The 13,191-nt window shown below is 37.5% G+C and carries 11 protein-coding genes; all 11 read right to left on the bottom strand.

The features are described from left to right. Positions 1–415 (bottom strand): hypothetical protein (locus A0J48_RS13295; RefSeq protein WP_200323744.1); only part of this gene is annotated, 415 nt, incomplete at its 3' end. 392 nt (positions 416–807) lie between these two features. Further along, positions 808–2,145 carry a polysaccharide deacetylase family protein gene (locus tag A0J48_RS13290; RefSeq protein ID WP_200323742.1) on the bottom strand — a complete coding sequence of 446 codons (1,338 nt, stop codon included), beginning with the start codon at positions 2,143–2,145 and terminating at the stop codon, positions 808–810. A 70-nt stretch (positions 2,146–2,215) separates the two neighbouring features. Continuing rightward, positions 2,216–3,184, bottom strand: a complete 969-nt coding sequence (locus A0J48_RS13285) for a GNAT family N-acetyltransferase (protein WP_200323740.1) — start codon at positions 3,182–3,184, stop codon at positions 2,216–2,218. A gap of 37 nt (positions 3,185–3,221) precedes the next feature. Next, positions 3,222–4,916 carry an asparagine synthase-related protein gene (locus A0J48_RS13280; protein WP_200323739.1) on the bottom strand — a complete coding sequence of 565 codons (1,695 nt, stop codon included), beginning with the start codon at positions 4,914–4,916 and terminating at the stop codon, positions 3,222–3,224. Between the two features lie 161 nt (positions 4,917–5,077). Continuing rightward, a complete protein-coding gene (locus tag A0J48_RS13275; protein WP_200323737.1) occupies positions 5,078–6,547 on the bottom strand; it encodes a lipopolysaccharide biosynthesis protein in 1,470 nt (489 codons plus the stop codon). A gap of 11 nt (positions 6,548–6,558) precedes the next feature. Then, positions 6,559–7,221 carry a class I SAM-dependent methyltransferase gene (locus tag A0J48_RS13270; RefSeq protein WP_200323735.1) on the bottom strand — a complete coding sequence of 221 codons (663 nt, stop codon included), beginning with the start codon at positions 7,219–7,221 and terminating at the stop codon, positions 6,559–6,561. A gap of 91 nt (positions 7,222–7,312) precedes the next feature. Continuing rightward, positions 7,313–8,428, bottom strand: a complete 1,116-nt coding sequence (locus A0J48_RS13265) for a DegT/DnrJ/EryC1/StrS family aminotransferase (protein ID WP_200323733.1) — start codon at positions 8,426–8,428, stop codon at positions 7,313–7,315. A 121-nt stretch (positions 8,429–8,549) separates the two neighbouring features. After that, positions 8,550–9,131, bottom strand: coding sequence for an acyltransferase (locus tag A0J48_RS13260; protein WP_200323731.1), 582 nt, complete (start codon positions 9,129–9,131; stop codon positions 8,550–8,552). 26 nt (positions 9,132–9,157) lie between these two features. Beyond that, on the bottom strand, positions 9,158–10,750 hold the full coding sequence (locus tag A0J48_RS13255; RefSeq protein WP_200323729.1) for a Rieske 2Fe-2S domain-containing protein: 1,593 nt from the start codon (positions 10,748–10,750) through the stop codon (positions 9,158–9,160). A 174-nt stretch (positions 10,751–10,924) separates the two neighbouring features. Next, the gene (locus A0J48_RS13250; RefSeq protein WP_200323727.1) at positions 10,925–11,869 is read right to left on the bottom strand and encodes a Gfo/Idh/MocA family protein; all 945 of its coding nucleotides are present in this window, start codon (positions 11,867–11,869) and stop codon (positions 10,925–10,927) included. Further along, on the bottom strand, positions 11,866–13,191 hold the full coding sequence (locus A0J48_RS13245) for a nucleotide sugar dehydrogenase (RefSeq protein ID WP_200323725.1): 1,326 nt from the start codon (positions 13,189–13,191) through the stop codon (positions 11,866–11,868). The genes A0J48_RS13250 and A0J48_RS13245 overlap by 4 nt, the downstream gene beginning before the upstream one ends.

The raw sequence follows: 13,191 nt of genomic DNA, 5'->3' as shown, positions 1-13,191 counted from the left end.
AAATAAGTGCTCCTCTAGATCCATTGAAAAACAAAACAATAATAGATAGTAGTAGCACTAAAAGTGCTGCCAAACAAAGCATAATATGTCTTAAATTTAATTTCCCTTTTCTGCAAATCAAGCTAGTCTTTAACGAATTTGCGTTGATAGTAATAATTTTGCTCACTAACATCATTGAAACGAGTGAAAAAGTATCACCCATATATAAATACACTCCAGCAAATTTTTTATCTTCTATTCCATAGAAAGACTGTAAATATGTAAAATCAATTCTAGAAATCACAAAAAAAATAATTGATAACCATATCAGAATAATCGTTAAAAAGAAATATCTTTTTTGGGATATTTGAATAAATCTGATGCTGAATGAAAGTGCTAAAAAGCAGTAAGAATAGGCAGCGATATCACTTACCACATATTCCTGAATATAAAAATCACTATAGTTGCTTAATAGAACAGAAAAATTACAGAAAAAATAGGTGATTAGGAAAACTATAAATAAAATAAATGATCTTGTATTAGGCTTAGAATTGATTATAAAAATCAATAACAAGGGTAGTATAGAAATCAGACATATTAAGTAATAGCTGTTCCGCAGTGATAGGATACTTTCATTGCCATACCAAAAATAAAACGGCAGAAATAACGTGAGGAATAAAAAAACTAGTATGCTTAGAAAATTAAGGATATTTTTCATATTATTAAACCCCCGAACATATATAGTAGCCTCAGTGGTTGGGTTAGAGAAGGATGAAAGCCTCTTTCTGTCTAGGATACAAAAACTATCAGAATTAGAAACAAGCAACTTCATAACGACACTAAGGATTCGTAAATTCTGATTTCGAGTGGATCTGCTAAACGACTGTTGTGCCACAAAAGTGTAAAATCACCATTGAAAATTTGACAACGCTGCTTGTATTTATCCATAGTCAGCAAAGCAGCATCACCATCAAGACCAAGGTTCATATAACGCTTATCAATGACTGTACATTCCATGACCATCAGAGGACGTTCTCTGAGTTTTAAAGGCTGACGAGTGTTGATGTTGAACGTAGAAAATTCATAGCAGATACCACAGCGAAATCCTGCCAAATCAGCGAAGGATAAAGTTGAGTCGTAATCCAGTCCAGCATTTTCCCAATTTTGGAAAGTGTTTGGAGTTCTCCAGCGTAAGAAATGCTGCCGTCCTCCCCAATATTCTTGTTGAATACCTTCTTCAGTACAAACTTGCTTTAAAATTTCAAATTCTCTTTTAGTTTGTACAGGATCTTTATATGTATTGTAGCTAGTATGTAAGCCAATTTCATGACCACGTTGGTGAATTTTGTGTAGTAAACTACGAATAAGAGGATGATTTATGCTGTAATCTCCGTCAATTTTGCCAGCACTATGGTCAGTAATAAAATAGAAAGAACTCTTGAGATTATGCTTTTCGCTAATGTCCATAATCATGTCAAAGGTGTTACAGGGATCTGAATTAAAATTCCCTGTTTTAACCTGAGTCCAATGTGAAATGGTATTCAAGGCTTGCCCTGGATTACGATGCTTAATTAAGTCTCCTCCACACTGTCTAACTAAACTTGAAATACCAGCAAATGCATACTTGAATGGTTCATCCACATCATGACTAACATAGGTTTGAAACTGGCGAGGTTTGCGTTTTAATCCAGGCCAGAGATGTTTGAGACAAGCCCAGAGTATTTCCAAATATTCATTGATAATAGGACGATCTAAAAATCCTTCCTGATAGGCTATGGATGCAGTAGCGGGAAAGCGATCATGTCGGTCGCGCTCTGGTTTTACCACTTCTTCATAACGACTGAGCATAAAGAAAGCAGAGCCAAATATATCCAGACCCAAATAAATTTCCGATTCTGACTGGCAAAAAAAGTCGGGATTACCTGGGTCATTACCATAGATAACAGGGATATGCGGCTCAACAGTTGTAACCCTTAACCGTGTGCTGGCTAAATCCCAAACTTTTAAAGGTTCTTGGGGTAAAGAAACAGGCTGTAACCACTGCTCTGATGGTGTATTAAAAAGCTCATCTGCAATGGATAACTGGTGATGATCATCCCGCGTAATGAGTACATTTTTTCTGTTGACTACCTGAATCTGGATATCTAAATCTAAAAACTCTGTCATTAGAACTGAAAGAATATACTGTCTTTCCGGCTCATAGGTATTTGGAATCTGAATCGTTAACGCCATAAAATTATGCGGGTTTTACCAATGCTTTAAATATGTCTCGTCCAGCCATGAGTGGCTTCATCCGCCGACTCGTGTGAGTCACTTGAAAGTAGGGAATTTGTTTGGCCCCAAAGTCTCGGAAAAAAATTTCAATCGGCTCAATCATCGATCCCTCAAAATCAAATTTCTTCGTGACTGTAGAGGCAAACTGAATTGCTTCCCACATGAGTAGAGTCATGGCACCACTATTGCGGAGCTTTGGATCACCCCCACCCATTAGGTAATAGGCAGAGTAATCATCCCAGATTAGATAAAGGACTGCATGGATGCGTCCTTGATTGTCTTCTGCAAAGAATATCTGGCGGGACTGATGTTTTAAGCAAGCAGCCTCTATATGAAGAACTAGTTCTCGATTGTAGGGCAGTGCTTTCCCCTGTCGTTGAAACGTCATTGTGTGGAGTTCGAGAAATTTATCAATTTCTAAATCGGTATGAACAACAACTTCTTTTTCAGCTTTGCGAATAACTCTACGAGTATTGGACTGAAAATTATTCCAGACTTGATTTAAATCTGTTAAATCTTCAATAACGTAAGTATAGCGAGTAGTTTGGGTGAAACCATGCCAGTAAAAAGGTAGCCAGTTGGTAATTGAATAATGGAAATTTTGGTGGAAAAAGTCATAGGGAGGAAGTTGCTCAATCAGTGCGGTGAATATCTCTTTCTGTTGAGCCAGTTGGGTCGCATATTTTCCAGTTAATGGAGCCAGCCAAGGACCTAATGTTTGAGTTAAACTAGGCATATTCAACCCAATAAAGAATAATTTTTCCCGCCTATAATATGGAAGGGTGGCTATTATTTTTTCATCCTTTTCAATAAGCACAACGTCCCAGGATTCTTCGCCACAAACAGCATCCAACCACCAATCTTGAGAAAATATAGGTATGCTTATTTCAGATTTGCAGATTTGTCGATATTTTTGCTTATTTGAAATCATGCTTATTCAAAATGACGTACATTAGCTTTTGTGATTATTACTCAATTTTAAAATCTATCTTACCAAGATATTCCGATGACAAAAATGAGTTGAAATTTTCAAATCTCTCTTTTCCTAAATAATAAGCATAAAATTTTTGCCTTGGCATAACACCATAATAACTGTGTGAATTTTTGTCATACTCTCGCATATTGTTTATTAACCTGGCAAGTTGGTACAAAGAAGTTTTCTTAACAAATATTTTAAATATATCGTTGATTTCATCAATTTTCCTGCCTATTATAAATCTTTGATTTGTACCTACCATTTTTGAGTAAAGCTCTTGCACATAAACTTTATAAAGTTTTTGATTAATTCGATACTGAGTTGGAACATTGCTCCAAAAGCATATAAAATCTGAGTCCCATAAAGGCAACCACCAATCGTACTCCCAGAATTCATATACCCGAACTGAATTAATAATGAATTTTGCCTGTCTTTCTTTAACATTCCATGATTCAAAAGCACTAGCAATATCTGGAAAATAATCGAGTTCGCCCAAGCTGGCTAAAATCTTCTTATGTATTGCATCAGCATAGCTATTTTCACGATTTCCCCATCTTCTTAAGCAATAGTGACGTTGAATTATAGCTGTTATTAAATCCTCAGATAAAATATGTTTTTGTTCTGATCTATACAGATTAGGATCACCCTTGCTCTGTTTTTCTGACAGTAAATCATCACTGTGCCTTGCAATAAAAACACTCTTACTCTGTTTTCCTGACAGTAAGTCACCAGTGTGTCCTGGTATAAAAATACTATTTTCGGGAATAAGACATTTCTGTTTTAGTTCCCAAACAGCAGGCCAGTCTTGTAGATGGAACGAACTGCTTAAGGTATCTGATATTTGATAGTGCGTCTTTCTTTCATTAGAATGAAACCAGTTGTACCAGGCATCATTACTATAGGGAACAAATTCCCATCGTAAGTTTAATTTTTGAGCTATTTCTTGGCTAATTTTTGATTCTTTATTGCCGGGTTTACCATAGCTATAGGTAATGATATTATCATAACCTATACGCTTTAACATCAACACAATTAGTCTAGAGTCAAAGCCACCACTGAGTGGAATCACAAGAGTCCGCCCTTGAGCTAGATTAGTCAATCGCTGAAATATATTATAGAGAACCTTGTCAAGCTGTTCCAACCATTCTGATTCGTTTACCATATCAGAATATTTATGGTGATATTGAAAATAGATTCTTTTGCTTAATTGCAAGCCCATAGCCGAGCTTATGACAAATAAACACTCGCCTGCTTGAAGCTGCTTGACTTGAGGATAAAGAGTATCTGAACCAGTTACATAGCCAGTCAATAAGAACTCAGTTTCAGCAAGGGGATCGCGTTTTTTATCGCCAACTTTTTCTTGCACCCATTTAGCAACATCACTCAAATAAAAGTTATCATTTTCTACTCCATAAAAAAGTGGAATACTGCGAACCCTATCAACAGCAGCATAGCACTGCTCTGATTGATGCTGAACAACAGCAAAAAAACTATTTATTTTTTTTATTGCAGCGATCCATTCATCTTCCGATTTCGCATCTGTAAGATGATCGAAAACTTCCTTTTCCTGTTGTAGTTGTTGGCTTGCAAATGCTGCACTGCGAAAAAATATTTTTTTAGAAAATTGTAACCATTCAAAACGAGGAGAAAAATGAATATGAATCTTATTTTTTATTGAAGTTTCCATGATTTTATCCATCTTATTTTTATTTAAAAAATCTACCGTTATGCTTATAGCTTGTCAATATTAAATGCAACCTAATTAACAGCTATATCTTTACTTGTAGTGATTTATATTTATACATTGCGTAAGCAACAATTAGCACTATTTTTGTTGTATTTGGAAGGTCATATAAATTTCAACTTGCTTTTTATATCTCTACCAACACAGAAAAGATAGTAAATAATGATACTCCCAATATATAAGGCAACAATAACGAATGGACTCAACTCAAACACCCATTTAGCCAAAGAAATTATAATTAAAAATGGCAAGCAAAATACAAGCTTTTTAATCAAGAAAATTGTAATTCTCTTTCTTGACAATCCTGCATTTGATATTAACCATATAATTATCCAAAGCCATGCTATTACTCCTGTCATAGAGAAGAGAATTAAGGTAAAACGAGCATTACCAAACAAACCACCTATAAAAAGAGATAACCAGCGCGAAATCAGCAGGAAAATGTTAAAAAACAATTCAATTTCTTGTCTTTCTAACACCTCAATCAGTGTTTGGACAGGAGAGCCAACAAATACTAAGAAAATCCATAAAGCAAGTATTTGTGAGTAGACACCAGCCTCGGTCCAGTTTTTTCCCAAAAAAACCGTAAATATGTCATCACCAACTAACGTAAGCGCAAGAAAAGGAAAAATCCCCAAGATTAAGAGATATTTAAGACTTACCTCAAATACTTCAACAATATGGCCTTCTGATTTTGCTTTGGTTGCACGCTGAAAAAAAACTTGAGAAAAAGTTGCACCGATTATGCTCATTGGCAAGCTAAGTAATCGATTACTCAGGGCATAATAACCCACCACAGTAGAAGGGAAAAAATTAGACAACATTAATACTGGTAGTTGGAATGAAATAGTATTAAATAAAGCAGACCAAATACCATAAATCGGAAACTTAGAATATCGTCTAAGTCCAGCAAGCATTCTGTTCCAGTTAATACTGGTTCTCAGAAATTTCCCATCATCATGCCAGATTTGCCCTCCTAGTATAAGTGTAGACATAGCCAAACCTACCACACTAGCAACAATTAGAGTTCCTCCAGTCGCGTAACCTGTATAGCCAGAGCCCAATTGTATCCCTGTTGTAGTAACTGACTGGCATACTCGTGCCATAGATAAACGGCCAAAGTACTTGGTTCTTGAGTTCCAATAATTGAGAGCCTGAGCCATTCCACTGAAGAATACCATCGGTGGAACCAAGCAAAGGAAACGACTTAATGTAGGGTCTTTCAACAGTTCTAGTAAGACTGATTGTCCAAGCCAAACAATTGGAATGGTTAAGACACTAATTAAAACGACAAATACCAAACTCAGCCCTAGTAGATTAGCAGCCTCCTCATCAGTCTCCGGTAACATGATTGCCAATTCATAACGGAAACAAATAATCACACCAATGATACTGGTAACAGACAAAAAAATAGCAAGTTTACCAAATGCTTCTGGTCCGTACAAACGAGTCAGAAATGGTGAAGCAAGAATGGTTAGGACTTGTGCAAATGCTGTTCCTGAAACAAGTTTCAGGACATCCCCTGCAAAGCTGGTTTTCTTAGCGCTTCTAGAGGATTGATTTGTGTTGTTCATCTGCAATTACTTTACTTTTGCTTTATAACTGCATGAAATCTATACATATAATTCATCGATCCATAGAAATTGACTGAAAAATCATATTTCTTACATAACTTTCTGATATCAGAGAAATCATACCAATCCCCTAATTGCTCATTGAATAAACATTTGAAATACGACAATGCAACCTTCAATGGTACTGATTGTTCCTTTTCTGATAATTGACCAATACGATATTTGAATCTTTGCTTTTTCCATGGAATACCTGCACAGATAAACAGTGAGTTTTCATGAACCATCTTTCTTGCATTGGCAAAATGTTGATTCATCATGTCAATATCAAAATACTGAGCCAATTCAATAGAGATGATTAAATCGTATTTATTTGCATCGCAGTATGATGAAGCATCACCATTTTCTAAGTCAAGGTGAGGATACTTCCCTTTAAATTCGTCCAGCATGGTAGAAGAAAAGTCTACACCTTTGTATTGAGAATCTTTGAAGCCAAGATACTGGTATAGCGCACCGTTTCCGCAACCAAGTTCCAGAACAGTTTGCGGGATTTGATTGCTAAAAAGAACTTTTAGTTCGCTCGCATACGACTGATAATGTTCACTTGTTTCATAACGATGAAGAGGCAATTTCATGTTTTGCCAATACTTATTCCATTTCTCTAAAGTTGCTTTCATTTTTTCTACCTAATTGGTCAGTTAGCTGTAATGGCTCAAAACGAAATAATCATAGAAGATTCAATCTGCTGGACTAAAGTTAGGAAATAGCTTAAACCTGACTATTTTTCAGCACTTGTACTATTCTTTCAACAGTTGACTGATGCATCTCTGCCCAAATTGGTAAACTCAATACCTCTTGTGCCAACTTGTCACTCACTGGGTTTACCGGGTATTTACCTTGATAAACTGGCAATTGGTCTTGCGGTATTGGATAATAAACCATTGTGCTAATACCCTGCGAGGCCAGATATTGCTGTACTTGCTCGCGTTTCCCATCAATCACGCGAATCGTATACTGATGGAATACATGACCATCAGCCAATTCTGGCGTAATTATCCCTGGCACATCTGCCAGTAATTCGTTATAAATTTCTGCTACTCTACGCCTACCATGATTCCAAGCATCAATATGAGGTAATTTCACCCTTAAAATTGCCGCTTGCAGGGTATCTAGACGAGAGTTATAACCAAGCATTTCGTTGTGATACTTTTTCTTGGCTCCATGCACCCGTAAAGCTTTAGCTAACTCTGCCACTTGGTCATTGTTGGTAGCAATCAAACCGCCATCACCGTAAGCACCTAAGTTCTTAGAAGGGAAAAATGAGTAAGCACCAAAATCACCTATTGTACCAGTAAATTTATTGTTAATATCAGATCCTGTTTCGTAATAACACGCACCAAAAGATTGGGCGCAATCTTCAATTACCTTTAGTTCATACTCCAGGGCAATATCCATAATTTGTCCCATTGCTGCCGGACAACCATAAAGGTGAACAGGCATAATTGCCTTGGTAAATGGTGTAATTTTGGCTCTAATTTCTTCTGGATTGATGTTAAAGCTTTTTGGATTAATATCAGCAAATACTGGCTTTGCTCCGACATTACCAATTGATTCTGCGGTAGCAAAAAACGAAAATGGAGTGGTGATTACCTCATCTCCCTCACCAATACCCAAGGCTTTCAAACCAATTACTAAGGCATCAGTTCCAGAATTTACACTAATGGCGTGTTTCACTCCCAGGTATTGGGCTACTTCTTGCTCAAATAGCTTGACATCTGGCCCCATGATAAATGCACCTGATTCCAGCACGCGATTTATTGCTGCTTGAATTTCTGCGTGAATACCTTGATATTGGGGTTTTAAGTCTAGTACAGGAATATTCATGAGTTGTAAATAGCTCCTTCAATCGTTTTGACAAAAAACAAAGTTACTAGTTTTCTAGGTTGGTTACTGCAAAAAGATCAGCAATTCCAAACTATTTAAGCCAGTGGTGGCTAGTACCTTCTCACGGGACTTTCCTGACTTCGATATCGGAGACTTGCTGATACTTGGCATTTATAGAGTCAATAGCATAACCATGTTCATCAAATTCCAGAACATCGCCATAGGCACTCATCCAGCCAATTATCTCTGCGGGAACTCCTGCTACCATTGCGTAAGCTGGTACATCTTTAGTAACTACCGCTCCAGCAGCAACAAAGGCACACTCATGCAACGTCACACCACACACAATGGTTGCATTTGCCCCAATACTTGCGCCTCGCTTGACCAATGTGTTCTGATAATGGTTGCTGGTATTGCGAGGATATTCACAACGAGGGGTTTTGATGTTGGTAAATACCATACTGGGACCGCAGAAAACGTAATCTTCTAGGATTACCCCTTCGTAAAGGGAAACGTTATTTTGAATTTTGCAGCCATTTCCTATGACCACATTGTTAGCAACAAAGACATTTTGTCCAAAGGAGCAGTTGCGTCCAATCTTTGCTCTACTACTTACATGGCAAAAGTGCCAAATCTTTGTGTCTTCTCCAATTTCAGCCCCTTCATCCACGTAAGCTGATTCGTGAATAAAATAGTTAACCATGACAAGACCTTTAAATTTCTCTATTTTCAAGATTTGTTGACAACCACTTCCTCAATTTTGAGACTTATTGATTGTGAGTTTACTGAAAAATTTCCATTTGGAGTTAGCCTCCCATTATCTTCAAGATCAAATTTCCATCCGTGCCGAGGACACAGGAGATATCGACCATCTTCCACGCAGGCTATGGATAAATCTGCACCTTGATGGGGACAATATTGATTGATTTCCCATTGTTTATCTGTAATAGGACAGACAACAGTAATACGACTATTATTTTGCTCAAGCTGGACTTGGGATTTTACAGCCCATGCCAACTCATCTGGGTTACGAAAAATAAATAAATTCCAAATGATAGAATATATATCTGGGATTCGCTGAAGCCGGGATCTAAAACTAAGAGAAAAGTCCTCCCAATGAATTTCACGATTCAGCACTCTTTCTACCTGCCAAGCAGGAGCAATGATTGAATAAAATGCACTTTCGTGTATTTTATTAGTTGCTTCAACACATTGATTTGCTAAATCAACTTTCCAGAAAAGATTGGGAAGTTCTTCCAAACCGAAGTAAAGAGGGCGAGTTTCACCTGTAAAAGTTCCGAGGATATTGCATTTTAATTCTAGTTCGTATTTGAGACGTTTGAAAATATGTTCCGGTTTTGTTTTACTACTTTCCTCATGCAACATACGAATATAGTGACTGAGTTCCTGTTGATAATCCAACAAATATGCCTTTTTGCTGCGGTTTTGGTAATCAAATAGTTGTTTATTTCTTTGAATACTGAGATCGGGAAATGTCAATAAATCTCCAGGTAAAAGATGGATATTTTGTGTGTCTTTAATGTCTATATTTTCTTCAAGCCACTTGATAAACTCTTCCGCTGTAGGAAAAATTCCGTTGACATCAAAATTCAAATTAAATAGCTTATCATCTAAAAAACAAGCAGGTCCTGCCGAAGGGAGAAATATTTTCGGTTGTAAAATTTCTATTGCTCTAGCAACATTTTTAAATTTGCTAATTCGTTTAGAAAGTGAAATTTTTCTGTATGACGCTGCATCATAATCATAACATATTGGATGCCAAGATGCACCGGAAAATTGAGTTGTGAAAATATCAATTTTTGTGGAGATTAAACTAGAAACTCTATCGAATATTTTACAATCATTGAGATTCAGGAAAGAAAAGTTTTGACAATTAAATAAAATAGCAGAATCTCTATTAAGACCAGATTCCTCTAAAAAAAGAGTTACAGAAAAGTCTCCTTGATGAATCAGTTCTTGATCTGCCAGAAAAGTTATCTGATCTGAAGAATAGAATTGATTGATGAATTCAAAAGTGTGTGTAGTGAACTTAGGTAAAATGAAATGTGGGTGGCAAACACATATCTTTTTTAAGAATTCAGTATCGTAATGATCTTGATGTTCGTGGGAAATATATACATACAAAGATTTATTTGCAGTTTTTACGTACTTTAAGAGAGGTTGCTCAAGATGGTGATTACAAGGATACTGAAACCAGGCTGCGTCAAATGCGCCTGTTGAACTCAGCCAAGGGTCTATAAGAAAAAGGCAGCGCGGTGTTTCTAATAGAAAGCCAGCATGACCTAAATAGGTAAACTTCATCAATCAACTCCCATATAATTACAAGTATTTAACTAACTAAGGGACTTCCAGAAATTAAATTATTCAATGAGTGAGAACCAATATGAGTATGAGATTCTTCCTCCCCTGCGCCCCCTGCGACCCCTGCTTCCCTGCTGACCCAAACGATGGAATATTTTTTTAGTTGGAAGTCCCTCAGCTATGTAGTGCCTCCTGAGCCTTCTCTAAAATCTCCACCACAGCTACACCATTCCAGCCATCGGAACGAGGTTTTTCACGAGTTTGTAAACATTGCAGAAAATGTTGGCACTCTATTTTCAGGGGTTCTGATGCAGCTATATCGACAACTGAACTACCCTGGTCTCGATTATTTAGCTGCTCGTCAACACCCTTGTCATAGACTGTGACTTGTTGAGCTATTTCGTCATATACCAACATTTGTCGTTCAGTAATGACTGTCGTACTACGTTGCAACAGAGGCCAATACCAGGATGTGTGGAGGTGAGCAGTTTGACCACCCTGAAATCTGATGTCTGCATGGACATTATCCTCAATTTCTGGCTGTAACATTGCCTGTCCATGAGCTTGTACTCGTTCCACTTGCGGATTGCCCAACAAATCTAGCACTATGGAAACATCGTGGGGTGCAAATGACCACCAGACATTTTCTTCCTGCCGCACTTTACCCAATTTGGCTCTTTGGGTAGCTACATGGAGTACCTTGCCGGCTTTACCACTGGCTAAATAGTCTCGCATCCAAGTAATTGCAGGTTGATAAAGCAATAAATGCCCTACCATTAATATCTGGGAATGCTTATCGGCATATTCTGCAAGCTTTCGAGCTGCTTCTGTTTGCAGAGTCATGGGTTTTTCGATAAATACGTCTTTCCCTGCTTCCAAAGCTGCCATTGCAAATTGATAATGGGTCGGGGCTGGAGTAGCAAAGACAATTGCGGGAATATCACTTGCCAATGCTTGCTGTAAATCTGCATAGCTAACAACATCAGGATATCTAGCTTGTGCTTTGCTTCTAAGTTCAGGGTTAATCTCTGCAATTCCTGCTAAAGCTTCTAAGGCATAGAAGTTCTGAATCAGGTTCTGACCCCAATTGCCTGCACCAACTACAACAACTTGTTTCATAGTAGTGTCACCTTTTCTTGGGCGCAATTTAGGTGTCGAGTTACTCCCCTTGTATCCAGGACAGCCTGAGCTTTATGCACCAAGTGAATGTAATCAATTTGGCTATGATCGGTGATGATAATGACTAATTCAGGAATTGCCAGGGTATCCTCAGTTAATGGCACAGAGTAAAGTTTCTGTCCATTGATTGTAATTTCCGGTACATAAGGATCGTGATAGCCAATATCCACCCCATCTTGTAATAATTTGTTAATTATGGAGATAGCTGGGGATTCTCGCCAGTCTCCTAAATCCTTCTTGTAAGCAACGCCAATTACTAGTACCTTTGCTTTTGTTGGTGCTATACCCAAGCTATTCAAAATGCGCCAGGTTTTTTCCCGGACAAATTCCGGCATCCGGCGATTAATTTCTCCTGCTAAAGCAATAAAGTGGGTTTCAAAGTTAAATTCCTTGGCTTTCCATTCCAAATAATGTGGGTCTATGGGAATGCAATGTCCGCCCACACCTGGACCTGGGTAAAAAGGCATGATGCCAAAGGGTTTAGTATTAGCTGCGTCTAAAACTTCCCAGACATTTAAACTCATGCGATCACATAATAAGGTTAATTCATTCACCAAAGCAATATTCACGGCTCTAAATGTATTTTCAAATACTTTTACTAGTTCAGCAGCTTTGGCACTATTGACTGTGACAACTTTCTCTATCGTTTGCTCATAAAATAACCTGGCAACAGCTAAAGAATTTGGGTCAGAAGCACCCACTATTTTATTAGTATTTTTAGTGGTATATCGCTGATTACCAGGGTCTACTCTTTCAGGAGAATGAGCTAGAAAAAAGTCTTCTCCTTGCTTTAAACCAGTTTGCTCTAAGACTGGACGTATGACATCATCTGTAGTTCCTGGGTAAGTTGTTGATTCCAAGGTGATCAACTGCCCTTTTCTTAATCCTTTGGCAATTCCCTGAGTAACAGTTTCTACATAACTTAAATCAGGAGTGAGATTTTTGCTGAGTGGTGTCGGTACACAGATTACCAACACATCCATTTCTGATATTTGGTCAAAATTAGTAGTAGCTTGTAATTTTCCATTAGTTACTACTTTCTTGAGATCATCATCGTTAATATCAGGAATGTAATTATCAGCATGATTAACTTTTTCTGCTCTGACAGGATTTTGTTCTATACCAATCACTGGAAATCCTACTTTGGCTTTTTCTACTGCAAAAGGTAAACCAACATAACCTAAGCCAATCACCCCGACAATGGCAGTACGGTTAATAATCTTTTCTTCAAGAGTAATTAAAGCTGTTGAGATATTAGACAT

The sequence above is a fragment of the Sphaerospermopsis aphanizomenoides BCCUSP55 genome (assembly GCF_001586785.1).
Taxonomy (GTDB): Bacteria; Cyanobacteriota; Cyanobacteriia; order Cyanobacteriales; family Nostocaceae; genus Sphaerospermopsis_A; species Sphaerospermopsis_A aphanizomenoides_A.
The sequence above is the reverse complement of the archived record's forward strand: the minus strand, read 5'-3'. Positions and strand labels throughout refer to the sequence as shown.

What these genes read in the sequence shown, in the direction of transcription:
- A0J48_RS13270 (WP_200323735.1), bottom strand. Translation starts at nt 7,221, where the DNA reads ATGAAAGCAACTTTAGAGAAATGGAATAAGTATTGGCAAAACATGAAA.
- A0J48_RS13255 (WP_200323729.1), bottom strand. Translation starts at nt 10,750, where the DNA reads ATGAAGTTTACCTATTTAGGTCATGCTGGCTTTCTATTAGAAACACCG.
- A0J48_RS13260 (WP_200323731.1), bottom strand. Translation starts at nt 9,131, where the DNA reads ATGGTTAACTATTTTATTCACGAATCAGCTTACGTGGATGAAGGGGCT.
- A0J48_RS13245 (WP_200323725.1), bottom strand. Translation starts at nt 13,191, where the DNA reads ATGTCTAATATCTCAACAGCTTTAATTACTCTTGAAGAAAAGATTATT.
- A0J48_RS13265 (WP_200323733.1), bottom strand. Translation starts at nt 8,428, where the DNA reads ATGAATATTCCTGTACTAGACTTAAAACCCCAATATCAAGGTATTCAC.
- A0J48_RS13280 (WP_200323739.1), bottom strand. Translation starts at nt 4,916, where the DNA reads ATGGAAACTTCAATAAAAAATAAGATTCATATTCATTTTTCTCCTCGT.
- A0J48_RS13285 (WP_200323740.1), bottom strand. Translation starts at nt 3,184, where the DNA reads ATGATTTCAAATAAGCAAAAATATCGACAAATCTGCAAATCTGAAATA.
- A0J48_RS13275 (WP_200323737.1), bottom strand. Translation starts at nt 6,547, where the DNA reads ATGAACAACACAAATCAATCCTCTAGAAGCGCTAAGAAAACCAGCTTT.
- A0J48_RS13290 (WP_200323742.1), bottom strand. Translation starts at nt 2,145, where the DNA reads ATGACAGAGTTTTTAGATTTAGATATCCAGATTCAGGTAGTCAACAGA.
- A0J48_RS13250 (WP_200323727.1), bottom strand. Translation starts at nt 11,869, where the DNA reads ATGAAACAAGTTGTTGTAGTTGGTGCAGGCAATTGGGGTCAGAACCTG.